This is a genomic window from Planococcus beijingensis (assembly GCF_016820615.1).
Classification (GTDB): domain Bacteria; phylum Bacillota; class Bacilli; order Bacillales_A; family Planococcaceae; genus Planococcus; species Planococcus notacanthi.
Window position 1 is genome coordinate 35,751 of sequence record NZ_JADHDZ010000011.1, and the last position, 22,066, is coordinate 57,816.

At 44.7% G+C, this 22,066-nt stretch carries 35 protein-coding genes; all 35 read left to right on the plus strand.

Features of this window, described 5'->3' with window-relative positions; genetic code table 11:
• Positions 1-18 precede the first annotated feature (18 nt).
• The 35 genes from ilvC to rplQ all read left to right on the plus strand — a co-directional run bounded on the left by ilvC (position 19) and on the right by rplQ (position 21,871).
• Positions 19-1,053 carry a ketol-acid reductoisomerase gene (gene ilvC / locus IRE19_RS17755; protein ID WP_203341401.1) on the plus strand — a complete coding sequence of 345 codons (1,035 nt, stop codon included), beginning with the start codon at positions 19-21 and terminating at the stop codon, positions 1,051-1,053.
• On the plus strand, positions 1,040-2,581 hold the full coding sequence (locus tag IRE19_RS17760) for a 2-isopropylmalate synthase (protein ID WP_203341402.1): 1,542 nt from the start codon (positions 1,040-1,042) through the stop codon (positions 2,579-2,581). Before ilvC ends, IRE19_RS17760 begins: the two co-directional genes overlap by 14 nt.
• A gap of 31 nt (positions 2,582-2,612) precedes the next feature.
• Positions 2,613-3,713 (plus strand): 3-isopropylmalate dehydrogenase, encoded by a 1,101-nt coding sequence (gene leuB, locus IRE19_RS17765; protein WP_203341403.1) that lies wholly within the window; start codon positions 2,613-2,615, stop codon positions 3,711-3,713.
• An 18-nt stretch (positions 3,714-3,731) separates the two neighbouring features.
• Entirely contained in the window at positions 3,732-5,150 is a 1,419-nt protein-coding gene (gene leuC, locus IRE19_RS17770) for a 3-isopropylmalate dehydratase large subunit (protein WP_203341404.1), read from the plus strand.
• A gap of 25 nt (positions 5,151-5,175) precedes the next feature.
• A complete protein-coding gene (gene leuD, locus IRE19_RS17775; protein ID WP_203341405.1) occupies positions 5,176-5,769 on the plus strand; it encodes a 3-isopropylmalate dehydratase small subunit in 594 nt (197 codons plus the stop codon).
• A gap of 250 nt (positions 5,770-6,019) precedes the next feature.
• On the plus strand, positions 6,020-7,342 hold the full coding sequence (locus tag IRE19_RS17780; protein WP_203341406.1) for a Na+/H+ antiporter family protein: 1,323 nt from the start codon (positions 6,020-6,022) through the stop codon (positions 7,340-7,342).
• A 254-nt stretch (positions 7,343-7,596) separates the two neighbouring features.
• Entirely contained in the window at positions 7,597-7,905 is a 309-nt protein-coding gene (gene rpsJ / locus IRE19_RS17785) for a 30S ribosomal protein S10 (RefSeq protein WP_042478628.1), read from the plus strand.
• Between the two features lie 49 nt (positions 7,906-7,954).
• Positions 7,955-8,584, plus strand: coding sequence for a 50S ribosomal protein L3 (gene rplC, locus IRE19_RS17790; protein ID WP_191716878.1), 630 nt, complete (start codon positions 7,955-7,957; stop codon positions 8,582-8,584).
• Positions 8,585-8,613: 29 nt separating this feature from the next.
• Positions 8,614-9,237, plus strand: coding sequence for a 50S ribosomal protein L4 (gene rplD, locus IRE19_RS17795; RefSeq protein WP_203341407.1), 624 nt, complete (start codon positions 8,614-8,616; stop codon positions 9,235-9,237).
• A complete protein-coding gene (rplW, locus tag IRE19_RS17800) occupies positions 9,237-9,521 on the plus strand; it encodes a 50S ribosomal protein L23 (RefSeq protein WP_006828930.1) in 285 nt (94 codons plus the stop codon). The genes rplD and rplW overlap by 1 nt, the downstream gene beginning before the upstream one ends.
• Positions 9,522-9,566: 45 nt before the next feature.
• Positions 9,567-10,397 carry a 50S ribosomal protein L2 gene (rplB, locus tag IRE19_RS17805; RefSeq protein ID WP_203341408.1) on the plus strand — a complete coding sequence of 277 codons (831 nt, stop codon included), beginning with the start codon at positions 9,567-9,569 and terminating at the stop codon, positions 10,395-10,397.
• A gap of 60 nt (positions 10,398-10,457) precedes the next feature.
• Positions 10,458-10,736, plus strand: a complete 279-nt coding sequence (gene rpsS / locus IRE19_RS17810) for a 30S ribosomal protein S19 (protein ID WP_068871362.1) — start codon at positions 10,458-10,460, stop codon at positions 10,734-10,736.
• Between the two features lie 19 nt (positions 10,737-10,755).
• Positions 10,756-11,097 carry a 50S ribosomal protein L22 gene (gene rplV / locus IRE19_RS17815; RefSeq protein ID WP_008432509.1) on the plus strand — a complete coding sequence of 114 codons (342 nt, stop codon included), beginning with the start codon at positions 10,756-10,758 and terminating at the stop codon, positions 11,095-11,097.
• Positions 11,098-11,100: 3 nt separating this feature from the next.
• Positions 11,101-11,757 carry a 30S ribosomal protein S3 gene (gene rpsC, locus IRE19_RS17820; RefSeq protein WP_006828934.1) on the plus strand — a complete coding sequence of 219 codons (657 nt, stop codon included), beginning with the start codon at positions 11,101-11,103 and terminating at the stop codon, positions 11,755-11,757.
• Position 11,758: 1 nt separating this feature from the next.
• A complete protein-coding gene (gene rplP, locus IRE19_RS17825; RefSeq protein WP_038701916.1) occupies positions 11,759-12,193 on the plus strand; it encodes a 50S ribosomal protein L16 in 435 nt (144 codons plus the stop codon).
• Positions 12,183-12,383 carry a 50S ribosomal protein L29 gene (rpmC, locus tag IRE19_RS17830; RefSeq protein ID WP_006828936.1) on the plus strand — a complete coding sequence of 67 codons (201 nt, stop codon included), beginning with the start codon at positions 12,183-12,185 and terminating at the stop codon, positions 12,381-12,383. The genes rplP and rpmC overlap by 11 nt, the downstream gene beginning before the upstream one ends.
• 24 nt (positions 12,384-12,407) lie before the next feature.
• Positions 12,408-12,671 carry a 30S ribosomal protein S17 gene (gene rpsQ, locus IRE19_RS17835; RefSeq protein WP_008432511.1) on the plus strand — a complete coding sequence of 88 codons (264 nt, stop codon included), beginning with the start codon at positions 12,408-12,410 and terminating at the stop codon, positions 12,669-12,671.
• A 47-nt stretch (positions 12,672-12,718) separates the two neighbouring features.
• A complete protein-coding gene (gene rplN / locus IRE19_RS17840; RefSeq protein ID WP_006828938.1) occupies positions 12,719-13,087 on the plus strand; it encodes a 50S ribosomal protein L14 in 369 nt (122 codons plus the stop codon).
• Positions 13,088-13,122: 35 nt separating this feature from the next.
• Positions 13,123-13,434 carry a 50S ribosomal protein L24 gene (gene rplX / locus IRE19_RS17845; protein ID WP_058386721.1) on the plus strand — a complete coding sequence of 104 codons (312 nt, stop codon included), beginning with the start codon at positions 13,123-13,125 and terminating at the stop codon, positions 13,432-13,434.
• A 27-nt stretch (positions 13,435-13,461) separates the two neighbouring features.
• Positions 13,462-14,001, plus strand: coding sequence for a 50S ribosomal protein L5 (gene rplE / locus IRE19_RS17850; protein WP_191716881.1), 540 nt, complete (start codon positions 13,462-13,464; stop codon positions 13,999-14,001).
• 19 nt (positions 14,002-14,020) lie between these two features.
• Positions 14,021-14,206, plus strand: coding sequence for a 30S ribosomal protein S14 (rpsN, locus tag IRE19_RS17855; RefSeq protein WP_006828941.1), 186 nt, complete (start codon positions 14,021-14,023; stop codon positions 14,204-14,206).
• A gap of 29 nt (positions 14,207-14,235) precedes the next feature.
• Positions 14,236-14,634, plus strand: coding sequence for a 30S ribosomal protein S8 (gene rpsH / locus IRE19_RS17860; protein WP_006828942.1), 399 nt, complete (start codon positions 14,236-14,238; stop codon positions 14,632-14,634).
• Positions 14,635-14,664: 30 nt separating this feature from the next.
• A complete protein-coding gene (gene rplF / locus IRE19_RS17865) occupies positions 14,665-15,204 on the plus strand; it encodes a 50S ribosomal protein L6 (RefSeq protein WP_191716882.1) in 540 nt (179 codons plus the stop codon).
• A gap of 33 nt (positions 15,205-15,237) precedes the next feature.
• Positions 15,238-15,600 (plus strand): 50S ribosomal protein L18, encoded by a 363-nt coding sequence (gene rplR / locus IRE19_RS17870; RefSeq protein WP_191716883.1) that lies wholly within the window; start codon positions 15,238-15,240, stop codon positions 15,598-15,600.
• A gap of 20 nt (positions 15,601-15,620) precedes the next feature.
• Complete coding sequence (gene rpsE / locus IRE19_RS17875; RefSeq protein WP_191716884.1) at positions 15,621-16,121, plus strand: 30S ribosomal protein S5; 501 nt, start codon at positions 15,621-15,623, stop codon at positions 16,119-16,121.
• 14 nt (positions 16,122-16,135) lie between these two features.
• Entirely contained in the window at positions 16,136-16,318 is a 183-nt protein-coding gene (rpmD, locus tag IRE19_RS17880; protein ID WP_038701926.1) for a 50S ribosomal protein L30, read from the plus strand.
• A gap of 33 nt (positions 16,319-16,351) precedes the next feature.
• The gene (gene rplO / locus IRE19_RS17885) at positions 16,352-16,792 is read left to right on the plus strand and encodes a 50S ribosomal protein L15 (RefSeq protein WP_038701928.1); all 441 of its coding nucleotides are present in this window, start codon (positions 16,352-16,354) and stop codon (positions 16,790-16,792) included.
• Positions 16,792-18,087, plus strand: a complete 1,296-nt coding sequence (gene secY, locus IRE19_RS17890; protein WP_191716885.1) for a preprotein translocase subunit SecY — start codon at positions 16,792-16,794, stop codon at positions 18,085-18,087. The genes rplO and secY overlap by 1 nt, the downstream gene beginning before the upstream one ends.
• Before the next feature lie 61 nt (positions 18,088-18,148).
• Positions 18,149-18,802: an adenylate kinase gene (locus IRE19_RS17895; protein WP_191716886.1), complete on the plus strand. Its 654-nt coding sequence runs from the start codon at positions 18,149-18,151 to the stop codon at positions 18,800-18,802.
• Positions 18,803-19,201: 399 nt separating this feature from the next.
• A complete protein-coding gene (infA, locus tag IRE19_RS17900) occupies positions 19,202-19,420 on the plus strand; it encodes a translation initiation factor IF-1 (protein ID WP_006828950.1) in 219 nt (72 codons plus the stop codon).
• A 37-nt stretch (positions 19,421-19,457) separates the two neighbouring features.
• Positions 19,458-19,571 (plus strand): 50S ribosomal protein L36, encoded by a 114-nt coding sequence (gene rpmJ / locus IRE19_RS17905; protein ID WP_006828951.1) that lies wholly within the window; start codon positions 19,458-19,460, stop codon positions 19,569-19,571.
• 23 nt (positions 19,572-19,594) lie between these two features.
• Positions 19,595-19,960: a 30S ribosomal protein S13 gene (rpsM, locus tag IRE19_RS17910; RefSeq protein WP_006828952.1), complete on the plus strand. Its 366-nt coding sequence runs from the start codon at positions 19,595-19,597 to the stop codon at positions 19,958-19,960.
• Positions 19,961-19,985: 25 nt separating this feature from the next.
• Positions 19,986-20,375 carry a 30S ribosomal protein S11 gene (gene rpsK, locus IRE19_RS17915; RefSeq protein WP_006828953.1) on the plus strand — a complete coding sequence of 130 codons (390 nt, stop codon included), beginning with the start codon at positions 19,986-19,988 and terminating at the stop codon, positions 20,373-20,375.
• 130 nt (positions 20,376-20,505) lie between these two features.
• Positions 20,506-21,450 (plus strand): DNA-directed RNA polymerase subunit alpha, encoded by a 945-nt coding sequence (locus IRE19_RS17920; protein WP_191716887.1) that lies wholly within the window; start codon positions 20,506-20,508, stop codon positions 21,448-21,450.
• Between the two features lie 46 nt (positions 21,451-21,496).
• The gene (rplQ, locus tag IRE19_RS17925; protein WP_191716888.1) at positions 21,497-21,871 is read left to right on the plus strand and encodes a 50S ribosomal protein L17; all 375 of its coding nucleotides are present in this window, start codon (positions 21,497-21,499) and stop codon (positions 21,869-21,871) included.
• Positions 21,872-22,066: the final 195 nt, after the last annotated feature.

The following is a 22,066-nucleotide window of genomic DNA, read 5'->3' on the forward strand; positions in this document are numbered from 1 at the left end:
CCGAGGAGGAAATTAAAAATGGCTAAAATGTATTATAACCAAGATGTAAACGAACAGGTACTTAAAGGAAAGACAATCGCGGTGATCGGCTATGGTTCTCAGGGCCATGCACATGCTCAAAACTTGAAAGAATCCGGATTTGATGTAGTAGTTGGAGTGCGCCAGGGTAAATCATTCGATCAAGCTAAAAACGACGGCATGAAAGTGGCTACAGTAAAAGAAGCGGCAGAAGCGGCAGACGTGATCATGATCTTAGTGCCTGATGAAAAACAGACGCAAATCTACAACGCAGAAATCAAACCGGCATTAACAGCTGGGAAATCCCTTGTTTTTGCACACGGCTTCAACGTTCACTTTAACCAAATCGTGCCACCTGCAGATGTGGATGTATTCTTGGTAGCTCCAAAAGGACCTGGACATCTTGTTCGCCGTACGTATGAAGCAGGTGCTGGAGTTCCTGGATTGATCGCGATCCATCAGGACGTTTCAGGACAAGCTCAGGAAATTGCCCTTGCTTATGCAAAAGGAATCGGAGCTACACGTGCAGGCGTCTTGGAAACGACATTCAAAGAAGAAACGGAAACGGATCTATTTGGAGAACAAGCTGTTCTTTGCGGCGGTGTCACTTCACTTGTAAAAGCTGGATTTGAAACATTGGTTGAAGCGGGCTACCAACCGGAACTTGCCTACTTCGAATGTATGCACGAATTGAAACTGATCGTTGACCTTATGTACGAAGGTGGCTTGTCAGGAATGCGCTACTCAATTTCCGATACAGCGCAGTGGGGAGATTTTGTTTCAGGGCCGCGCATTGTGGATGCAGATACGAAAGCTCGCATGAAAGATGTGCTTACGGATATCCAAACAGGGAAATTCGCAAAAGGCTGGTTGCTTGAAAACCAATTGAATCGTCCAGAATTCACAGCAATCGAAAAAGCGGAAGAAGCTCACCAAATCGAACAAGTGGGCCGCGAATTGCGTGCAATGATGCCTTTCGTTAATGAAGGCAAAAAAGCTAAACAAAAAGAGGTGGTCGCCAATGTCACAAATTGATATTTTCGATACGACATTACGAGACGGGGAACAGTCGGCCGGGATCAACTTGAATACAGCAGAGAAAATCGAAATCGCCCGCCAGCTTGAACGTCTGGGAGTGACGATTATCGAATCAGGATTTCCTGCTTCATCTCCAGGAGATTTTGACGCTGTGCAGCGAATCGCAGGCACAGTGAAGAATTCCATCGTAACGGGCCTGGCCCGCTCGATGCAAAGTGATATTGATCGGACCTGGGAAGCGCTAAAAGGAGCGGAACAGCCGCATATTCATATCTTTTTGGCTACTTCACCTATCCATATGGAAACGAAATTATTCAAAACACCGGAGCAAGTCGTTGAACTTGCTGTAGAGTCGGTAAAATACGCGCGTAAGTTCTTCCCGTTGGTCCAATGGTCAGCGGAAGATGCTTCCCGTTCAGACCCTGAGTTTTTAGCCCATATTATCCGCAAAGTGATTGAAGCAGGAGCGACGACCATTAACCTTCCAGATACAGTCGGTTATGCAACGCCTCAAGAATACGGGGCAATGTTCAAGTACATGACCGATCATGTAGCGGGAATTGAAAAAGTGAAGCTGTCAGCCCATTGCCATAATGACTTGGGGATGGCTACTGCCAATACCTTGGCTGCTATCGAAAATGGCGCAACTCAAATCGAGGGAACCATTAATGGCATCGGTGAACGTGCCGGCAACGTAGCGCTTGAGGAGATTGCGGTTGCTTTGCATATCCGCAAGCAGATCTTCAATGTTGAAACAGGGATCAACCTACATGAAATCAAACGCACAAGCCAATTGGTCAGCCAATTGACAGGCAGCTTGATTCAACCGAATAAAGCGGTTGTCGGCAAAAATGCATTTGCCCATGAATCAGGTATCCACCAGGATGGCATGCTGAAGAATCCGTTGACGTATGAAATCATCACGCCGGAACTGATCGGCGATGCAGTGACTGAATTGGTGCTTGGCAAACATTCAGGGCGCCATGCCTTTAAAGACCGGGCCGTTAAAATGGGCTTTGATTTAACAGACGAAAAGCTGAACAATGCATTTGCTGAATTCAAAAAGTTGGCTGATCGCAAGAAAGAAATTTTGGAAGATGATTTATATGTATTGCTGACTGATCAGCAAATTCATGATACGGAAACACCGGTTTACAAATTGGAAAGTGTTCAGGTTCAATATGGCACAGCCAATATCCCGACGGCGACCGCTTCTGCCTATCACCCGAATGGTGAATTGATCAGCGAAGCAGCTACTGGCGCTGGATCAGTTGAAGCGATTTTCAATACGCTCGAACGAATTGTAGAAGGCAAAGTCCATATCTTGGACTACCGTGTCACTTCCATCGGCAAAGGGCGCGACGCCTTAGGTGAAGCAGTCATCAATATGAGCTATGACGGAGAGACCGTAACGGGCCGGGATGTCGCACAGGATGTTCTGGAAGCAACAGCAAAAGCATACTTGAATGCAGTCAACCGTCAAATTGTCCAGGTAGGAAAGAAAGTCAGGATGTCGGCAGTGTAAAAAGAACAGATCGAAAGAGGAGGAATTTAAAATGAAAAAAACAATAGCGGTATTGCCAGGAGACGGAATCGGACCAGAAGTAACAGATGCGGCGGTAAAAGTGCTGCAATCCATTGCAATGCGTTATGGACATACTTTTCATTTAAAGCACGCGGCAATCGGAGGTACAGCGGTTGATCAATTCGACAACCCGCTGCCTCAGCAAACCATTGATGTTTGTGAAGAAAGTGACGCGATTCTCCTCGGTGCAGTCGGAGGAACAAAATGGGACAGCAATCCTGCTCACCTTCGTCCTGAAAAAGGGCTTTTGAACATCCGGAAGCACTTCGATTTGTTTGCCAATATCCGTCCGGTTAAAGCAGTGCCGGCTTTGCTTGCTTCTTCGCCATTAAAAGAAGAGGTGGCAAAAGAAGTGGATATGGTCATTGTCCGTGAATTGACGAGCGGTTTGTATTTTGGAGAACCGAAACGCCGTTCAGAAAAATCAGCGGTGGACACATTGGTTTATACGAGAGAAGAAATCGAACGCATCGTCAACCAGGCGTTTGAAATTGCCCGCACACGCAGAGGCAAAGTGACTTCAGTCGATAAAGCCAACGTACTGGAAACCAGCAAACTATGGCGCGAAGTTGTGGAAGAACGCAGAAAAGCCTATCCCGATATCGAAGTGGAACATATGCTGGTTGATTCAGCAGCGATGAAATTGATTACCGATCCACGTACTTTCGATGTCGTAGTGACTGAGAATATGTTCGGTGATATCTTGAGCGACGAAGCTTCGGTCATTACAGGTTCACTTGGCATGCTGCCATCTGCGAGCATCCGTTCAGACGGTTTTGGCCTTTACGAACCCGTACACGGTTCAGCACCGGATATCGCAGGACAAAACAAAGCGAATCCGGCAGCGGCCATTTTGTCCGCAGCAATGATGCTGAAGCATTCATTCGGCCTTCATACAGAAGCGGCTGCTATCGAAAAAGCGGTCATGGATGTCTTGGAAGACGGATATTGCACAGGTGATTTGGCAGGCGACGGGAAACGCACCGTTTCGACCGATCACTTCGTCACCAAAGTAGTGGAAGAACTGGAAAGAGAATTTGTATCAGAACACATCATGTACTCTTATGTGTAAGTGGAAGGAGCGGTTCGCATGGCAAAAACAATCATAGAGAAAATTTGGGAACAGCATATCGTCTTCGAAGAGCAAGGAAAGCCGGACCTGCTATATATCGATCTTCATTTATTGCATGAGGTGACATCTCCGCAAGCGTTTGAAGGGCTTCGGTTGAACGGACGCAAAGTCCGCCGGCCGGATCTTTGCTTCGCAACGATGGACCATAATGTTCCGACCCGTAACCGGGAGACGATCACCGATCCCATTTCACGGAAACAGATCAAAACCTTGCAGGACAATTGTGATGAGTTCGGTGTTCCGCTTGCGGGCATCAACCATCCGGATCAGGGAATTGTCCATGTGATCGGACCGGAACTGGGCTTGACGCAGCCAGGAAAGACCATTGTCTGCGGCGACAGCCATACTTCGACACACGGAGCCTTTGGCGCTCTGGCATTCGGTATCGGCACCAGCGAAGTGGAGCATGTGCTTTCTACTCAGACGCTATGGCAATCAAAACCAAAAACCATGGAAGTACGGATCGATGGCAAGCTCGGTTTTGGCGTTTCTTCAAAAGACGTCATTCTGGCCATCATTTCTAAATTCGGCATCGATATGGGAACCGGCCATATTATGGAATACACAGGAGAGGCTATTCGCGGCCTATCCATGGAAGAGCGGATGACCATCTGCAATATGTCGATTGAAGCTGGGGCACGCGCCGGGTTGATCAGTCCGGATGAGACAACAGTAGAGTACTTGAGAGGGCGCAGACATGTGCCTGAAGGCGAAGCGTTTGAAAAAGAAGCTGCCCGTTGGCTGGCTCTTGCAACAGACGAAGGCGCACAGTACGATACGTCTGTCACAATCCATGCAGATGAGATTTCTCCATTCGTTACATGGGGAACCAACCCTTCGATGGGTTCAGGCATTGCCGAACGAGTTCCATCCGCTGCGGATTACGATAAGCAGTCGGATAAAGATGCGTTAAAGCAAGCTTTGGCTTATATGCACCTGGAAGAAGGGACGCCTCTTTCTTCAATCGATATTCAGCATGTCTTCATCGGCTCCTGCACGAACGCCCGTCTTGGTGATTTGCGCGCTGCCAGTGAAATCATTAAAGGCAAGAAAGTGCATCCATCCGTAACGGCAATTGTCGTACCTGGGTCTGAAACGGTCAAACGTGCAGCAGAACAGGAAGGCTTGGATCGAGTATTTCTTGAAGCTGGCTTTGAATGGCGTGAAACGGGATGCAGTATGTGCCTGGCGATGAATGAAGATTCGGTTCCTGCGGGTGAACGTTGTGCATCTACATCCAACCGGAATTTTGAAGGACGCCAAGGAGCGGGATCGATGACGCATCTGGTGAGCCCTGTGATGGCGGCAGCGGCTGCTATTGAAGGCCACTTGACAGATGTCCGCAATTACATGAAAGAGCCCGTACCATCAGCATGACAGGCATAAATGAGGAGGCCCATCGATGAAACCGATCAATAAAATCTCAAGCGTCTTGACGCCGCTTGAACGCAAAAACGTAGATACTGACCAAATCATTTCGAAAGAGTTTCTAAAGCGTATTGAACGAACAGGATTCGGCAAATATCTCTTTTATCATTGGCGCTTCCATGCCGATGGTACACCCATAGAAGACTTTGTGCTGAATGACCCACGATTCAACGACTCCGAAATTCTGGTCGCACAAGAAAATTTCGGCTGCGGTTCTTCTCGTGAACATGCTCCTTGGGCGATTTTGGATTACGGATTCCGCGTAGTCATCGCTCCCAGCTATGCAGACATCTTCTATAATAACTGCGTGAAAAACGGCATCCTTCCGATCCGTTTGAAAGATCAGGAAGTCAACGATCTGATTGATAAAGGGCAGCGCCAGGAATTCAAGTTGGAAATCAATTTGGAAGACCAGACTGTCACTGGCCAGGACGGTACGCGTTATGAATTCGATATCGATCCTTACTGGAAGGAAATGCTGCTGAAGGGCTGGGATGAGATCGCGTTGACGTTCCAATACGACTCCTACATTGCAGCTTATGAAGAAAAGCAGCGGCAGGCTAACTAAAGAATGCGCATCCAGACGGCTGCTGTTCGAATAACTTGTCTTATCAATAAACCCTTTGCCTAATGAATTGCCCCTCCATTGTTAGTTATGCCTAATGATGGAGGGGCAGTTCATCTAACCGTAAAGGGTTTTTATTTTTGGACTTTTTTGTATTTCAATAATCTAGCTATAGGATATTGACAAGCTATTCGGGTTTTGGTAATTTAAAGTGTGTACTTTAACGCTTTAGCAAACTAAAGGAGAGTTACTTATGAATGCAGTTGTTATCGCTGTCTTAATCATGCTCGTATTGAGCTTGTTGCGTGTGAATGTCGTCTTTGCTTTATTGATTGGGGCGCTTGCAGGCGGATTGAGCGGCGGATTATCATTTATGGATACATTAACATCATTTACAGATGGATTGGGAGCAGGGGCGACTATAGCACTCAGCTATGCGATGCTTGGTGGATTCGCCGTAGCAATTTCACGGACCGGCATACCGGAGCTGCTGGTGTCCGGCGTCTTGAAATTGGTCAATAAAGACGGTGAAGCGACACGGGCGAATTTAGCGAAAGCTCTTATCATTCTGGCGCTGCTGGCAATGGCCATCTTTTCGCAAAACCTGATTCCGATTCACATCGCTTTTATTCCGTTACTGGTTCCACCGATTCTGCACATCTTGAATGAGTTGCGGATCGACCGCCGCTTGATCGCGGCTGTCTTGACGTTCGGTCTGACAGCTCCTTATATTTTATTGCCTTATGGCTTTGGGCTGATTTTTCATGAGATTGTTTTTACGCAGATGGAACTTGCAGGTTTGGCGATTGATATGGCCGATATTCCAAAAGCCATGGCCATTCCAGTCGCAGGTCTATTGGTCGGATTGGTCATTGCAGTATTCATCTCTTACCGCAAACCACGTGATTATCATAAAGCATCTACTTCTATAGAAGAAACTCTGAAAAAGACAGCTTCCACAAAAGATGTCATCGTGACGATCGCAGCCTTGATTGCAGCTTTGATTGCTCAGATCCAGACGGATTCGATGATCATCGGTGCACTTGCCGGAATTCTTGTGCTGTATGTCTTCGGTGCCATGAAATGGCGTGAAGCGGACGACGTACTTACGGAAGGCATGCGCATGATGGCTTTTATCGGTTTTGTTATGATTAGTGCAAATGGATTTGCCTCGGTCATCCAGGCAACAGGAGCCGTTGCACCATTGGTTGCCAGTGTATCTGAACTGTTTGCCGGCAACAAGGGTGTTGCGGCACTGGCAATGCTGATCGTTGGCCTGTTCGTGACGATGGGCATCGGCTCATCGTTTGCAACGATTCCGATTATTGCCGCCATCTTTGTACCTTTGAGCCTGGAGTTCGAATTCTCCACAATGGCGATCATTGCACTGATTGGCACAGCAGGGGCGCTAGGAGATGCTGGGTCGCCAGCTTCTGACTCAACTTTGGGCCCGACAGCCGGATTGAACGTCGACGGACAGCACAACCATATCTGGGATACATGCGTGCCGACCTTCCTCCACTACAATATACCGCTAGTGATTTTCGGTTGGATTGCTGTCATGGTGCTGGGTTAAGCTCGAAATGTTCGGACTATTATCGTCATGCTTGAAGTTCTAAAATATCCTGTTATAATAAAAAAAGCGAATAAGAAAGAATTTCGTGGAAACACTTGCGGAATTCTTTTTTCTTTTGTATAATGGTTAATGTTGGTCTTTGACTGCGATGAAGCGAGAGGTTACCGATACACCCGGCCGCTTTGCCATGGCGAGTGATTGGAAAATTTTCGTGGAGAATGTCTATCAAAAATAGGCGAAAAGGAGGGAAAATAATGGCAAAACAAAAAATTCGTATCCGTTTAAAAGCATATGATCATAGAATTCTAGATCAGTCTGCTGAGAAAATTGTAGAAACCGCTAAACGTTCAGGTGCAAGCGTATCGGGTCCGATACCGTTGCCGACTGAAAGATCGGTCTACACAATCTTGCGTGCTGTCCATAAGTACAAAGATTCTCGTGAGCAATTTGAAATGCGCACACACAAACGTCTAATCGATATCGTTAACCCGACACCACAAACTGTCGATGCGTTGATGAAACTTGATTTACCGTCAGGCGTTGACATTGAAATTAAACTTTAATCGGTAAACGAAAATAGAAAACATAAATAATCACAGGAGGTGTGACAACATGACCAAAGGAATCTTAGGTAGAAAAATCGGTATGACGCAAGTTTTTGCTGAGAACGGTGATTTAATCCCTGTAACTGTTATTGAAGCTGCTCCAAACGTAGTACTTCAAAAGAAAACAGTTGAGGTTGACGGCTACGAAGCAATCCAATTAGGTTTTGAAGACAAGCGCGAAAAGCTTTCCAACAAACCTTCTAAAGGACACGTAGCAAAAGCGAACACTGCTCCTAAGCGCTTCATTCGCGAACTTCGCAATGTAAACTTAGCTGATTACGAGATTGGTCAAGAAGTCAAAGTAGATGTATTCGCAGAAGGCGATGTAGTAGATGTCACAGGAACAACAAAAGGTAAAGGTTTCCAAGGTGTTATTAAACGCCACGGACAATCTCGCGGACCAATGACACACGGTTCACGTTACCACCGTCGTCCTGGTTCAATGGGTCCGGTTGCTCCTAACCGCGTATTCAAACAGAAGAAATTACCTGGTCAAATGGGTGGCACGACAATTACGATTCAAAACCTTTCAATCGTGAAAGTTGATCTTGAACGTAACCTGCTTCTTGTTAAAGGTAATGTTCCTGGTTCTCGCAAAGCATTGATCCGTGTTAAATCGGCAATTAAAGCGAAATAATAATTTTTTAGAGAAAGGAGGAAACAAGAATGCCTAAAGTAGCTTTATTAAATCAAACAGGTTCACAAGTTGGCGACATCGAATTGAACGACTATGTATTCGGTATCGAACCAAATGAATCAGTGTTATTTGACGCAGTAGTGTCTCAACGCGCTTCACTTCGTCAAGGTAACCATAAAGTAAAAAATCGTTCTGAAGTAGCTGGTGGTGGTAAAAAACCATGGCGTCAAAAAGGAACTGGCCGTGCTCGTCAAGGGTCGATCCGTTCACCACAATGGCGCGGAGGCGGTATCGTATTCGGTCCAACTCCACGTAGCTATAGCTACAAACTTCCTAAGAAAGTCCGTCGTTTGGCTCTACGCTCTGCGCTTTCATCTACAGTAGCTGGAGAAAACCTGATGGTACTTGAAGGGTTGACATTTGATGCACCAAAAACAAAAGCATTCAACCAGTTGATCCAAGATCTTTCAATTGGCAAAAAAGCTTTGTTCGTAACTGCGGACCTTGAGGAGAACGTTGCAAAATCTGCACGTAACCTTAAAGGAATGACAGTGGTAGCAGCAGATGGCATTAACGTTTTAGACTTGCTTGGACATGACAAGATTGTTATGACAAAAGCAGCGATTGAAAAAATTGAGGAGGTGCTTAGTTAATGGAAGCACGTGATGTAATAAAGCGTCCGGTCATTACTGAGCAATCATCTGAAGTAATGGCAGAGAAAAAGTACACTTTTGAAGTGGACACTCGCGCAAACAAAACACAAGTTAAACAAGCCGTGCAGGAGATCTTTGGCGTGAAAGTTGAGAAAGTCAACATCATGAACTACAAAGGCAAATTCAAGCGTATGGGCAAACACGCAGGATACACAAACAAACGCCGTAAAGCGATTGTTAAATTGACTGCTGAATCTAAAGATATCGAGTTGTTCGAAATTTAATTTCGATAAGTTCTTAAAGAACTACTAAAGAAGGAGGGAAACAACGTGGGCATAAGAAAATATAAACCTACCACTAACGGTCGTCGTAACATGACAACTTCAGATTTCGCTGAAATCACTACGAACAAACCTGAAAAATCGCTTTTACGACCTGTAAAGCGTAAAGGCGGCCGTAACAACCAAGGTAAAATTACTGTACGCCACCACGGTGGTGGACATAAACGCCAATACCGTGTGATTGATTTCAAACGTAACAAAGATGGCATTCCAGGACGCGTTGCTACAATCGAGTACGATCCAAACCGTTCTGCAAACATCGCTTTGATTCATTACGCTGATGGTGAGAAACGTTACATCCTAGCTCCTAAAGGAGTCGAAGTTGGAACTCAAATCATGTCAGGTGTTGAAGCAGACATCAAGGCAGGTAACGCTTTGCCGTTGTCAAACATCCCAATGGGTTCTACAATCCATAACATCGAATTGAAGCCAGGCGGCGGCGGACAACTAGTTCGTTCTGCAGGAACTTCAGCTCAAGTATTGGGTAAAGAAGGTAAATACGTAACAGTTCGTTTGCAATCAGGCGAAGTTCGCATGATCCTTGCTACTTGCCGCGCTACTATCGGTTCAGTAGGAAATGAGCAGCACGAATTGATCAACATTGGTAAAGCAGGACGTAACCGCTGGAAAGGCAACCGCCCAACAGTCCGCGGATCTGTAATGAACCCTAACGATCACCCACACGGTGGTGGTGAAGGACGTTCGCCAATCGGACGTAAATCACCTATGTCTCCATGGGGCAAACCTACTCTTGGATACAAGACACGTAAGAAAACGAACAAATCCGATAAATTCATCGTGCGTCGTCGTAAAAAATAATTTGATTCCGCTACGGTTCGCCGAAAGAACCGTGGTGCAATCACGAAGGGAGGATCCCACATGGGCCGCAGCTTGAAAAAAGGACCTTTTGTTGATGATCATCTTATGAAAAAAGTTGAAGCACAAAAGGACTCTGAGAAAAAACAAGTGATCAAAACTTGGTCTCGCCGTTCTACAATTTTCCCGACATTCATCGGACAAACAATCGCAGTATACGATGGTCATAAACACATTCCAGTATATGTGACTGAAGACATGGTGGGCCATAAACTAGGCGAATTCGCTCCAACACGCAAATACGCTAGTCATGGTGCAGACGATAAGAAAACAAGACGTTAATTGAGAGGAGGATTTCCCTATGCAAGCAAAAGCTGTCGCTAGAACAGTACGTATTGCTCCTCGTAAAGTCCGTTTAGTTGTAGATTTAATTCGAGGCAAGCAAATTGGCGAAGCTGTTGCGATTTTGAACCACACTCCGAAAGCAGCATCTGTTGTTGTTGAGAAGTTATTGAAATCTGCAGCTGCTAACGCTGAACACAACTACGAAATGGATCTGAATGACTTGGTCATCAGTGAAGTATTCGTTGACGAAGGACCAACACTTAAACGTTTCCGTCCACGTGCAATGGGACGCGCAAGCGCAATTAATAAACGCACAAGCCACATTACACTAGTGGTATCTGACCAGAAGGAGGGATAATTCGTGGGACAAAAAATACATCCAATTGGGATGCGTATCGGAATCATTCGTGATTGGGAATCTAAATGGTACGCTGAGAAAGATTATGCGACACTTCTTCACGAAGATATTAAAATCCGTGAATATGTTGAAGCACGTTTGAAAGAAGCTTCAGTTTCTAAAATCGAAATTGAACGCGCTGCAAACCGTGTCAACGTAACTATTCACACTGCGAAACCAGGTATGGTAATCGGTAAAGGTGGATCTGAAGTAGAAGTACTTCGCAAACAGCTTAACTCTATGACTGGCAAGCGTGTACACATCAACATCATTGAAATTAAAAGAGCTGACCTTGATGCAAGATTGGTTGCTGAAAGTGTTGCACGTCAACTGGAAAACCGTGTGTCTTTCCGTCGTGCACAAAAACAAGCGATCCAACGCACTATGCGTTCTGGCGCTAAAGGAATCAAAACTCAAGTATCTGGACGTCTAGGCGGCGCTGACATTGCGCGTGCTGAACACTACAGTGAAGGTACTGTTCCGCTCCATACGCTCCGCGCTGATATTGATTATGCGCATGCTGAAGCAGACACAACTTATGGTAAGCTCGGCGTAAAAGTATGGATCTACCGCGGTGAAGTCCTTCCAACTAAGAAGAAATCTGAGGAAGGAGGCAAATAATATGTTAATGCCTAAACGCGTTAAATATCGTAGAGAGCACCGAGGCAAGATGCGCGGCGAAGCTAAAGGCGGTAAAGAAATCGCATTCGGCGAATTTGGTCTCCAAGCATTAGAATCATCTTGGATCACTAACCGTCAAATCGAAGCTGCACGTATTTCCATGACTCGTTACATGAAACGTGGCGGTAAAGTCTGGATCAAAATTTTCCCGCATAAACCATATACGAAAAAGCCTCTAGAGGTTCGTATGGGATCTGGTAAAGGTTCACCTGAAGGCTGGGTAGCCGTTGTCAAAACTGGTAAAATCATGTTCGAACTTGGTGGAGTATCTGAAGAAGTGGCACGCGAAGCATTGCGCCTTGCATCTCACAAACTTCCAATCAAAACGAAGTTCGTAAAACGCGAAGAAATTGGTGGTGAATCGAATGAAAGCTAATGAAATCCGTGACCTAACCACTGCTGAGATTGAACAAAAAGTGAAATCACTGAAAGAAGAGCTTTTCAACCTTCGCTTCCAATTGGCTACTGGTCAATTAGAAAACACTGCTCGCATCCGCGAAGTACGTAAAGCGATTGCCCGTATGAAAACTGTGATTCACGAAAGAGTACTCAGTGGCAATAACTGATAAATCGAGAGGAGGTTTGCAAGTATGACTGAGCGTAACCAACGCAAAGTATACACAGGCCGTGTTGTGTCTGACAAAATGGACAAAACCGTTACAGTAATGGTTGAAACTCAAAAGAAGCACGCATTCTATGGCAAACGTGTAAAATACTCTAAGAAATATAAAGCTCATGATGAGCTAAACGAAGCGAAAATGGGCGACGTAGTTCGCATCATGGAAACTCGTCCGTTATCAGCTACAAAACGTTTCCGCGTATTGGAAATTGTAGAAAAAGCGGTTATCATCTAATTTAAATAATTTCGGAACCTAAGAAATTCCGGAGGGAGGTTACCTAAGTGATCCAACAGGAAAGTCGTTTAAAAGTTGCAGACAACTCGGGTGCTCGTGAAGTACTAACGATTAAAGTACTTGGTGGTTCTGGTCGCAAGACTGCAAACATCGGAGACGTAATCGTTTGTACCGTGAAAAAAGCAACACCAGGTGGCGTTGTTAAGAAAGGTGAAGTCGTTAAGGCTGTCATCGTTCGCACGAAAAGCGGAGCTCGCCGTAAAGACGGTACTTATATCAAATTTGATGAAAATGCATGTGTCATTATCCGTGACGACAAAGGTCCACGCGGAACTCGTATTTTCGGACCTGTTGCCCGCGAACTTCGCGATAACAGCTTCATGAAAATCGTATCACTTGCTCCTGAAGTTCTTTAATAAATCAATGTGCCATACCAAGGAGGTGCGACAGAATGCATGTTAAAAAAGGCGATACAGTTAAGGTAATCTCAGGCAAAGACAAAGGCAAAACAGGCGTTGTTTTGACTGCTTTACCTAAGAAAGACCGTGTGCTTGTTGAAGGTGTCAACATCATCAAAAAGCATACAAAACCGAACCAGGCAAATCCGCAAGGTGGAATTGTCAGCCAAGAAGCAGCAATTCATGTTTCTAACGTTATGTTACTTGACCCTAAATCCGGCGAGCCGACTCGTGTAGGATACAAGGTTGAAGATGGTAAAAAAGTTCGTGTTGCAAAAAAATCCGGCGAAAAATTAGATAAATAAAATTCCTGAATGAAGGGAGGTACACACATGAACCGCCTAAAAGAAAAATATGTGAATGAAATCACTCCTGCTCTAGTGAGCAAGTTTGAATATAAATCTGTAATGCAGGCACCCCAAGTAAACAAAATTGTTATCAACATGGGTGTAGGCGAAGCTGTTCAAAACACTAAGTCACTTGACTCTGCTGTTGAAGAATTACAAACAATCACTGGTCAAAAACCAGTTATTACTAAAGCTAAAAAATCTATCGCTGGCTTCCGTCTTCGTGAAGGTATGCCAATCGGATGTAAAGTTACACTACGCGGAGAGCGTATGTACGACTTCCTGGATAAATTGATTGCTATCTCACTTCCACGTGTACGTGACTTCCGTGGCGTATCGAACAAATCGTTCGACGGACGCGGTAACTACACACTTGGCGTAAAAGAACAATTGATCTTCCCTGAAATCGACTACGATAAAGTTAACAAAGTACGCGGTATGGATATCGTAATTGTAACAACTGCGAACTCTGATGAAGAAGCTCGTGAGTTATTAACACAATTCGGAATGCCGTTCCAAAAGTAAACATGAGGGAGGCGTAAACGTGGCTAAAAAATCTATGATCGCAAAACAAAAACGCACGCCAAAGTTTAAAGTACAAGAGTACACACGCTGTGAACGTTGCGGACGTCCGCATTCAGTATTACGCAAATTTAAACTTTGCCGTATTTGTTTCCGTGAACTTGCATATGTGGGACAAATTCCTGGCGTCAAAAAAGCCAGCTGGTAATCCCCTAATTTGGGAAGGAGGTAAAAGTAATGACAATGACAGATCCGATTGCAGATATGCTGACACGCATTCGTAACGCAAACATGGTTCGTCACGAGAAATTAGAGCTTCCGGCTTCTAATGTGAAAAAAGACATCGCTGAAATCCTTAAGCGTGAAGGTTTCGTTCGTGACGTAGAATATGTTGAAGATGATAAACAAGGCATGATCCGGATTTTCCTTAAATACGGAGCTAACAACGAACGCGTTATTACTGGATTGAAACGCATTTCAAAACCAGGACTACGTGTTTACGCTAAAACTAACGAGGTGCCACGTGTACTAAACGGTCTTGGAATCGCTTTAGTCTCAACATCACAAGGTTTGGTAACTGATAAAGAAGCCCGCGCGAAACAAATCGGCGGAGAAATCATAGCATACGTTTGGTAATAAGCAACAAACGAATGGAGGTGCAACAGAATGTCACGTGTAGGTAAAAAACCAATCGAGGTTCCTGCTAACGTTACCGTAACTCTTGGAGACAAGAATGCCGTAACTGTTAAAGGCCCTAAAGGCGAGTTGACTCGCGTATTCAACAAAGATATTACAATCACACAAGAAGATAACGTCCTAACATTGTCACGTCCTTCAGATTCTAAAGATCACCGCACAAACCACGGTACATCCCGTGCTTTGCTTGCAAACATGGTTACTGGAGTTTCAGAAGGATTCCAACGCACACTTGAATTAGTAGGTGTTGGTTACCGTGCTCAATTACAAGGCTCAAAATTGGTTCTTAACGTAGGTTACTCTCATCCGGTTGAATTCACTCCGGAAGACGGCGTAACAGTTGAAGTTCCAGCAAACACAAAAGTCATCGTCAAAGGCATCGATAAAGAACGTGTTGGAGCTCTTGCTTCGAACATCCGCCAAGTACGTCCGCCAGAGCCATATAAAGGCAAAGGTATCCGTTACGAAGGTGAAGTTGTTCGCCGCAAAGAAGGTAAAACAGGTAAATAATGCTGCTTAGGCAGGCTGAAAGGAGTGACCTCAGTGATTACGAAACTCGATAAAAACGCATCTCGTAAAAAACGTCATGCACGCGTACGTTCTAAAATTACAGGCACAGCACAACGCCCACGTTTAAACGTATTCCGTTCGAATAAATACATCTACGCTCAATTGATCGACGATATGAATGGCGTTACACTTGCAAGTGCATCATCTATGGAGAAGGATTTCTCAGTAGAATCTACTGGCAACGTGGAAGCGGCAGCTAAAGTCGGCGAAACAATTGCAAAACGCGCTACTGAAAACGGCTTAAAATCGGTTGTTTTCGACCGCGGTGGTTATTTATATCATGGACGTGTAAAAGCATTAGCAGAAGCTGCCCGTGAAAATGGTTTAGAATTCTAAAAAAAGGAGGGACACATTTCATGAGTCGTATTGATCCAAACAAACTTGAACTTGAAGAACGCGTAGTTACAATCAATCGCGTAGCTAAAGTTGTAAAAGGTGGACGTCGTTTCCGTTTCTCCGCATTAGTTGTTGTAGGCGACAAAAATGGTAATGTTGGTTTTGGTACTGGTAAAGCTCAAGAAGTTCCAGATGCAATCCGCAAAGCTATCGAAGATGCGAAGAAAAACCTTATTGAAGTACCAATGGTTAAGGGTACAACTCCACACTTAGTAATCGGTCGTTTTGGCGCAGGCCAAATTCTTATCAAACCTGCTTCTCCAGGTACCGGTGTAATTGCTGGCGGACCTGTTCGTGCGGTACTTGAATTAGCTGGAGTACAGGATATCTTGTCTAAATCTCTAGGTTCAAGCACACCAATCAACATGGTACGTGCAACTATTAACGGTTTAACTCAATTGAAGAGTGCTGATGAAGTTGCAAAACTTCGCGGCAAATCAGTTGCAGAACTGTTAGGATAAGGAGGGAAAATCACATGGCAACTAAATTGGAAATTACCCTCACAAAAAGCGTAATCGGTTCTAAACCGGCACAACGCAAAACTGTTCAGTCTTTGGGATTGCGCAAAATGCACCAAACTGTTGAGCACCAAGACAATGCAGCCGTTCGCGGTATGCTTGATAAAGTCGCTCACTTAGTAACTATCAAAGAAGTTTAATTACGGATTTCTATAGAAGGAGGTGCCAACCAAATGAAACTTCATGAATTAAAACCAGCAGAAGGTTCACGCAGCTCGAGAAAGCGTATCGGACGCGGTATCGGTTCAGGTACTGGTAAAACAGCAGGTAAAGGTCATAAAGGTCAAAACGCTCGTTCAGGCGGCGGTGTTCGTCCTGGATTTGAAGGTGGACAAAACCCTTTGTTCCGTCGTTTGCCAAAACGTGGATTTACCAACATCAACCGTAAAGACTATGCAGTTGTAAACATCGAAGTGCTTAACCGTTTCGACGAAGGCACAGAAGTAACACCAGCATTGTTGATCGAAACAGGTGTTGTGAGCAATGAACGTTCTGGAATCAAAATTCTGGGCAACGGTAGCTTAGAAAAGAAATTGACAGTAAAAGCTCACAAATTCTCTGGATCAGCTAAAGAAGCGATTGAAGCTGCCGGCGGACAAACCGAGGTGGTTTAATGTTTCAGACAATCTCTAATTTTATGCGCGTGACTGATATTCGAAATAAAATATTCTTTACATTATTGATGCTCATCATTTTCCGTATTGGAACTTTTGTTCCAGTACCGAATGTTGACGCTTCGGTTTTGCAAGCTACTGACCAGATGGGTCTGGTTGGATTCTTAAATACTTTCGGTGGAGGTGCCCTAGCTAACTTTTCGATTTTAGCGATGGGAATTATGCCATACATTACAGCATCAATCATTGTGCAATTATTGCAGATGGATGTTGTACCGAAATTTGCAGAGTGGGCGAAACAAGGAGAAGTCGGAAGACGGAAACTTGCTCAATTCACTCGCTACTTCACAATTGTTCTTGCCTTTATTCAAGCAATCGGTATGTCTTATGGGTTTAACCAAATGTACGGCGGTTCTTTAATCCAGAACGACACGATTTCAACTTATGTTGTCATCGCTATTGTCTTGACTGCTGGTACGGCGTTCCTATTGTGGCTTGGTGAGCAGATTACGGCAAAAGGTGTGGGGAACGGTATTTCGATTATCATCTTCGCAGGGATTGTCGCTGCAGTACCAGGCGCTATTAACCAATTGTATGCACAGCAGATCCAAGGAGCTGGAGATCAGCTTCCGATCAATATTGCCATCATGGCATTGCTTGCATTAGCTGTTGTTGCCATTACGGTTTTGGTCATTTACGTTCAACAAGCGTTGCGTAAAATACCGATTCAGTATGCGAAGCGAGTTGCTGGCCGTGGCCAGACGACAAGCGGGCAGCAAACGCATTTACCTTTGAAAGTGAACGCGGCCGGAGTTATCCCGGTAATCTTTGCAGTAGCGTTTATCATTACGCCACAAACCATTGCTTCTTTCTTTGGTGCTAACGCGTTTACGGAAGCGGTTCAGAGTACGTTCGATTATACGCGCCCTGTCGGCATGATCATTTATGTCGCTTTGATCGTAGCATTTACGTATTTCTACGCATTTATTCAGGTTAATCCTGAGAACGTGTCAGACAACTTGAAAAAGCAAGGCGCATATATTCCGGGAATCCGTCCGGGTAAAAATACGCAGGATTATTTAACAAGTGTGTTATACCGACTGACATTCGTCGGTGCCATCTTCCTGGCAGTCATCGCTATTCTACCGATTTTCTTCATTAACATTGCGAATTTACCGCAATCGGCGCAAATCGGCGGAACAAGCCTTCTGATTGTTGTAGGGGTAGCACTGGAGACGATGAAACAATTGGAATCTCAACTTGTGAAACGTCATTACAAAGGCTTTATGAAATAATCAATGGATCTAGAGGGACGTGAAAGCGTCTCTTGTCCAATTGTCTGAGGGGGACAAACGTATGAATATCGTATTAATGGGTCTACCGGGTGCCGGAAAAGGTACTCAAGCAGACGAAATTGTTAAGAAGTACGACATCCCTCATATTTCTACAGGTGACATGTTTCGAGCTGCTATAAAAGGCGGAACGGAACTGGGCTTGAAAGCAAAATCATTCATGGATCAAGGTGCTCTAGTGCCTGATGAAGTGACTATCGGCATTGTCCGAGAACGGCTTAGCGAAAAGGACTGCGAGGATGGCTTCTTATTGGATGGCTTTCCGCGTACTGTTCCTCAAGCTGAAGCGTTGGAATCTCTTTTGGCCGATCTTGATAAGCGAATCGAGCATGTCGTAAATATTCAAGTCGAACAAGATGAATTAATTGCACGTTTGACAGGCCGATGGATCTGTAAAGTTTGTGGAACTGCTTACCATACTGTGTTCAACCCGCCGGCAACTGCTGGTGTGTGCGACAAAGATGGTGGAGAACTCTACCAGCGTGAAGATGATAAGCCTGAAACCGTCACTAAACGTTTAGAAGTAAATATGCAACAAACGCAGCCGCTTCTTGATTTCTATGAAAGCAAAAACGTGCTGCAGAATATAGATGGACAGCAGGACATCCAAAAAGTATTTGCTGACATTGATGCTCTTCTAAAGGGCGACCGAGGCTAATCCCCGGCGCCGGGCGCAGTTAGTTGCCTCCATGTGGCTTTAAGGAGCACCGGAGATATGAATTTTCGAGAGCTGCAAAAGCAAACAAGGCTCAGAGTATGAACGTTGATGCAAGGTGCGCATTCGTGCAATCGTGCATCGAAACTAGTATAATGGGTTTCGTGGAAGCATCTGTGTAACGGGTTTGGAACTCATCCAAAGCAGTCCGGGCAGTCGAGGATACATGAGACAGACTGGCTTTGCCGGATTACCCCCGGCCCGCTGATCTGCGGGACTCGGAGAATGTCTTTCGAATGTCACTCATGCATTTCTTGTGAATGAATGTACTACTACTATTCAATCAGCAAATACTGTTTGAAGATGAGAACCTGATTTGTATACAGAAGGGAGACTGGGTCGATGGCGAAAGACGATGTAATTGAAATCGAAGGAACTGTCGTTGAGACTTTGCCTAACGCGATGTTTAAAGTGGAATTGGAAAACGGCCATACGATTCTTGCGCACGTATCAGGCAAGATTCGCATGCATTTCATCCGCATTCTGCCAGGAGATAAAGTGACAGTGGAACTTTCTCCTTACGATTTAACACGCGGTCGTATCACATACCGTTTTAAATAATCTTTTGCACTCCGGACTACTAAGGAGGTTGGGTTAGATGAAAGTGAGACCATCTGTAAAACCGATCTGTGAAAAATGTAAAGTTATTCGCAGAAACGGTAAAGTAATGGTAATCTGTGAAAATCCGAAACACAAACAAAGACAAGGCTAATTTGAAGGAGGTGCATCGCACACATGGCACGTATTGCTGGTGTTGACATTCCGCGCGACAAACGCGTTGTTATTTCATTAACATACATTTTCGGTGTTGGTAAAACAACTGCACAGAAAGTTCTTTCTGCTGCTGGTATCTCTGAAGAGACACGCGTTCGTGATCTTACAGAAGACGAGTTGAACAATATCCGTGAACAATTAGATCAATACAAAATCGAAGGTGACCTTCGCCGTGAAGTTTCAATGAACATCAAACGCTTGATGGAAATTGCTAGCTTCCGAGGAATCCGTCATCGTCGTGGACTACCGGTCCGCGGTCAAAATACGAAGAACAATGCGCGTACGCGTAAAGGTCCTCGTAAAACTGTAGCTAACAAGAAAAAATAATCAGTAAAGGAGGTTTCTTCTTAACATGGCACGTAAACAACAAACTCGTAAGCGTCGTGTGAAAAAGAATATCGAATCTGGTATTGCTCACATCCGCTCAACATTCAATAACACAATCGTTACTATCACTGACATGCAGGGTAACGCTGTTTCATGGTCAAGTGCAGGGGCTCTAGGATTTAGAGGTTCACGTAAATCTACTCCTTTCGCTGCTCAAATGGCTGCTGAAACTGCTGCTAAAACATCAATCGAACACGGTCTTAAAACTCTAGAAGTTACAGTTAAAGGTCCTGGTTCAGGTCGTGAAGCTGCAATCCGTGCACTTCAAGCTGCCGGACTAGAAGTTACAGCTATCAAAGATGTAACTCCAGTACCTCACAACGGTTGCCGCCCACCAAAACGCCGTCGCGTATAATCGTTAATCTGAATAGGATTTTTGAACATCACGACTTACTGGATGGGTTCTGAATCGTAGCGAAAGTCTGTGACTATCGAATTCTTTGATGAAACGAAAAAAACCGACGTTTTGAAGGAGGGTAAAATGAATGCTCGAAATAGAAAAACCAAAGATTGAAACGGTTGAGATCGACAGCAGTTCCAAGTTCGGAAAATTTGTTGTTGAACCTCTTGAGCGTGGATATGGAACCACTTTAGGAAACTCCTTACGTCGAATCTTACTTTCATCTTTACCTGGCGCAGCTGTTACTTCAATTCAAATTGATGGCGTTCTGCATGAATTCTCCACTGTTGAAGGTGTAGAAGAAGATGTGGCTACTATCATCTTGAATATTAAGAAGCTGGCTTTGAAGATTTACTCTGACGAAGAAAAAGTCATTGAAATCGATGTAAAAGGTGATGGAACGGTTACGGCTGCAGATATTACGCATGACAGTGACGTAGAAATTCTGAATCCGGATCTATATATTGCAACAATCGCTAAAAATGGCCACTTGCGCATGCGTATGTATGCAAACAGAGGCCGTGGATATGCCCGTGCAGATCAGAACAAACGTGAAGATCTTCCGATCGGCGTTATCCCGGTTGACTCTATTTACACTCCAGTTTCACGCGTTAATTTCCAAGTGGAAAATACTCGTGTGGGTCAACTGGCTCATTTCGATAAATTATCTCTTGATGTATGGACAGATGGCAGCATTGGTCCAAAAGAGGCAATTGCGCTTGGCGCAAAGATTTTTACTGAGCATTTAAACATCTTCGTAGGATTGACAGACGAGGCTCAAACGGCTGAAATCATGGTTGAAAAAGAAGAAGACCAAAAAGAGAAAGTATTAGAGATGACTATCGAAGAACTTGATCTTTCGGTTCGATCTTACAACTGCTTAAAACGTGCGGGTATCAACACGGTACACGAACTGGCAAGCAAGTCGGAAGACGACATGATGAAAGTACGCAACCTCGGACGCAAATCACTTGAAGAAGTTAAAGTGAAGTTGGAAGATTTAGGGCTTGGCCTTCGTAAAGAAGACTGAGAGTTAGAATCGGATCCGAACTATTCAACAAAGGAGGGAAACTTCAATGAGAAAGCTTCAACGTACAAGTTCTCAACGTAAAGCACTATTACGTGACCTTACAACAGACTTAATCGTACATGAACGCATTCAAACGACTGAAGCTCGTGCGAAAGAAGTGCGTTCGACTGTAGAAAAAATGATTACGCTTGGTAAACGTGGAGATCTTCACGCTCGCCGTAAAGCAGCAGAATGGATGCGCCGTGAGTTGGTAACAACTGCAGACGCTGAAGGCAACGAAACAACAACTTATGCATTGCAGAAATTGTTTGATGATGTTGCACCACGTTACGCTGACCGTCAAGGCGGTTACACTCGCATTATGAAAATGGGGCCTCGTCGCGGAGATGGCGCACCTATCGTTATTATCGAATTGGTTTAATCAATCGAAGGGGGTTTCATAGCCCTCTTCTTTTAGCATTATGATTTATACGACAATATGAAAAGCTGAGTGTTATGATGAGCGAGCCGAAAGGCGGCGTCTCGTCTAGCTCTACGCACCTCATTCAACCCTGGCTTAAGCAACCGGGGAAGCCATAGAGACAGAAAAGCGCATTTCTCTGAATGAGGTGCGCGC

Bases quoted from the DNA above. Each gene is read 5' to 3' on its own strand.
- rplV (WP_008432509.1), top strand. From the start codon at position 10,756: ATGCAAGCAAAAGCTGTCGCTAGAACAGTACGTATTGCTCCTCGTAAA.
- rpmC (WP_006828936.1), top strand. From the start codon at position 12,183: ATGAAAGCTAATGAAATCCGTGACCTAACCACTGCTGAGATTGAACAA.
- rpmD (WP_038701926.1), top strand. From the start codon at position 16,136: ATGGCAACTAAATTGGAAATTACCCTCACAAAAAGCGTAATCGGTTCT.
- rpsE (WP_191716884.1), top strand. From the start codon at position 15,621: ATGAGTCGTATTGATCCAAACAAACTTGAACTTGAAGAACGCGTAGTT.
- IRE19_RS17780 (WP_203341406.1), top strand. From the start codon at position 6,020: ATGAATGCAGTTGTTATCGCTGTCTTAATCATGCTCGTATTGAGCTTG.
- leuD (WP_203341405.1), top strand. From the start codon at position 5,176: ATGAAACCGATCAATAAAATCTCAAGCGTCTTGACGCCGCTTGAACGC.
- rpsS (WP_068871362.1), top strand. From the start codon at position 10,458: ATGGGCCGCAGCTTGAAAAAAGGACCTTTTGTTGATGATCATCTTATG.
- rpsJ (WP_042478628.1), top strand. From the start codon at position 7,597: ATGGCAAAACAAAAAATTCGTATCCGTTTAAAAGCATATGATCATAGA.
- infA (WP_006828950.1), top strand. From the start codon at position 19,202: ATGGCGAAAGACGATGTAATTGAAATCGAAGGAACTGTCGTTGAGACT.
- leuC (WP_203341404.1), top strand. From the start codon at position 3,732: ATGGCAAAAACAATCATAGAGAAAATTTGGGAACAGCATATCGTCTTC.
- secY (WP_191716885.1), top strand. From the start codon at position 16,792: ATGTTTCAGACAATCTCTAATTTTATGCGCGTGACTGATATTCGAAAT.
- rplP (WP_038701916.1), top strand. From the start codon at position 11,759: ATGTTAATGCCTAAACGCGTTAAATATCGTAGAGAGCACCGAGGCAAG.
- rplD (WP_203341407.1), top strand. From the start codon at position 8,614: ATGCCTAAAGTAGCTTTATTAAATCAAACAGGTTCACAAGTTGGCGAC.
- rplF (WP_191716882.1), top strand. From the start codon at position 14,665: ATGTCACGTGTAGGTAAAAAACCAATCGAGGTTCCTGCTAACGTTACC.
- rplQ (WP_191716888.1), top strand. From the start codon at position 21,497: ATGAGAAAGCTTCAACGTACAAGTTCTCAACGTAAAGCACTATTACGT.
- IRE19_RS17895 (WP_191716886.1), top strand. From the start codon at position 18,149: ATGAATATCGTATTAATGGGTCTACCGGGTGCCGGAAAAGGTACTCAA.
- leuB (WP_203341403.1), top strand. From the start codon at position 2,613: ATGAAAAAAACAATAGCGGTATTGCCAGGAGACGGAATCGGACCAGAA.
- rplO (WP_038701928.1), top strand. From the start codon at position 16,352: ATGAAACTTCATGAATTAAAACCAGCAGAAGGTTCACGCAGCTCGAGA.
- ilvC (WP_203341401.1), top strand. From the start codon at position 19: ATGGCTAAAATGTATTATAACCAAGATGTAAACGAACAGGTACTTAAA.
- rpsK (WP_006828953.1), top strand. From the start codon at position 19,986: ATGGCACGTAAACAACAAACTCGTAAGCGTCGTGTGAAAAAGAATATC.
- rplC (WP_191716878.1), top strand. From the start codon at position 7,955: ATGACCAAAGGAATCTTAGGTAGAAAAATCGGTATGACGCAAGTTTTT.
- rplW (WP_006828930.1), top strand. From the start codon at position 9,237: ATGGAAGCACGTGATGTAATAAAGCGTCCGGTCATTACTGAGCAATCA.
- rplE (WP_191716881.1), top strand. From the start codon at position 13,462: ATGAACCGCCTAAAAGAAAAATATGTGAATGAAATCACTCCTGCTCTA.
- rpsM (WP_006828952.1), top strand. From the start codon at position 19,595: ATGGCACGTATTGCTGGTGTTGACATTCCGCGCGACAAACGCGTTGTT.
- rplX (WP_058386721.1), top strand. From the start codon at position 13,123: ATGCATGTTAAAAAAGGCGATACAGTTAAGGTAATCTCAGGCAAAGAC.
- rpsH (WP_006828942.1), top strand. From the start codon at position 14,236: ATGACAATGACAGATCCGATTGCAGATATGCTGACACGCATTCGTAAC.
- IRE19_RS17920 (WP_191716887.1), top strand. From the start codon at position 20,506: ATGCTCGAAATAGAAAAACCAAAGATTGAAACGGTTGAGATCGACAGC.
- rpsQ (WP_008432511.1), top strand. From the start codon at position 12,408: ATGACTGAGCGTAACCAACGCAAAGTATACACAGGCCGTGTTGTGTCT.
- IRE19_RS17760 (WP_203341402.1), top strand. From the start codon at position 1,040: ATGTCACAAATTGATATTTTCGATACGACATTACGAGACGGGGAACAG.
- rpmJ (WP_006828951.1), top strand. From the start codon at position 19,458: ATGAAAGTGAGACCATCTGTAAAACCGATCTGTGAAAAATGTAAAGTT.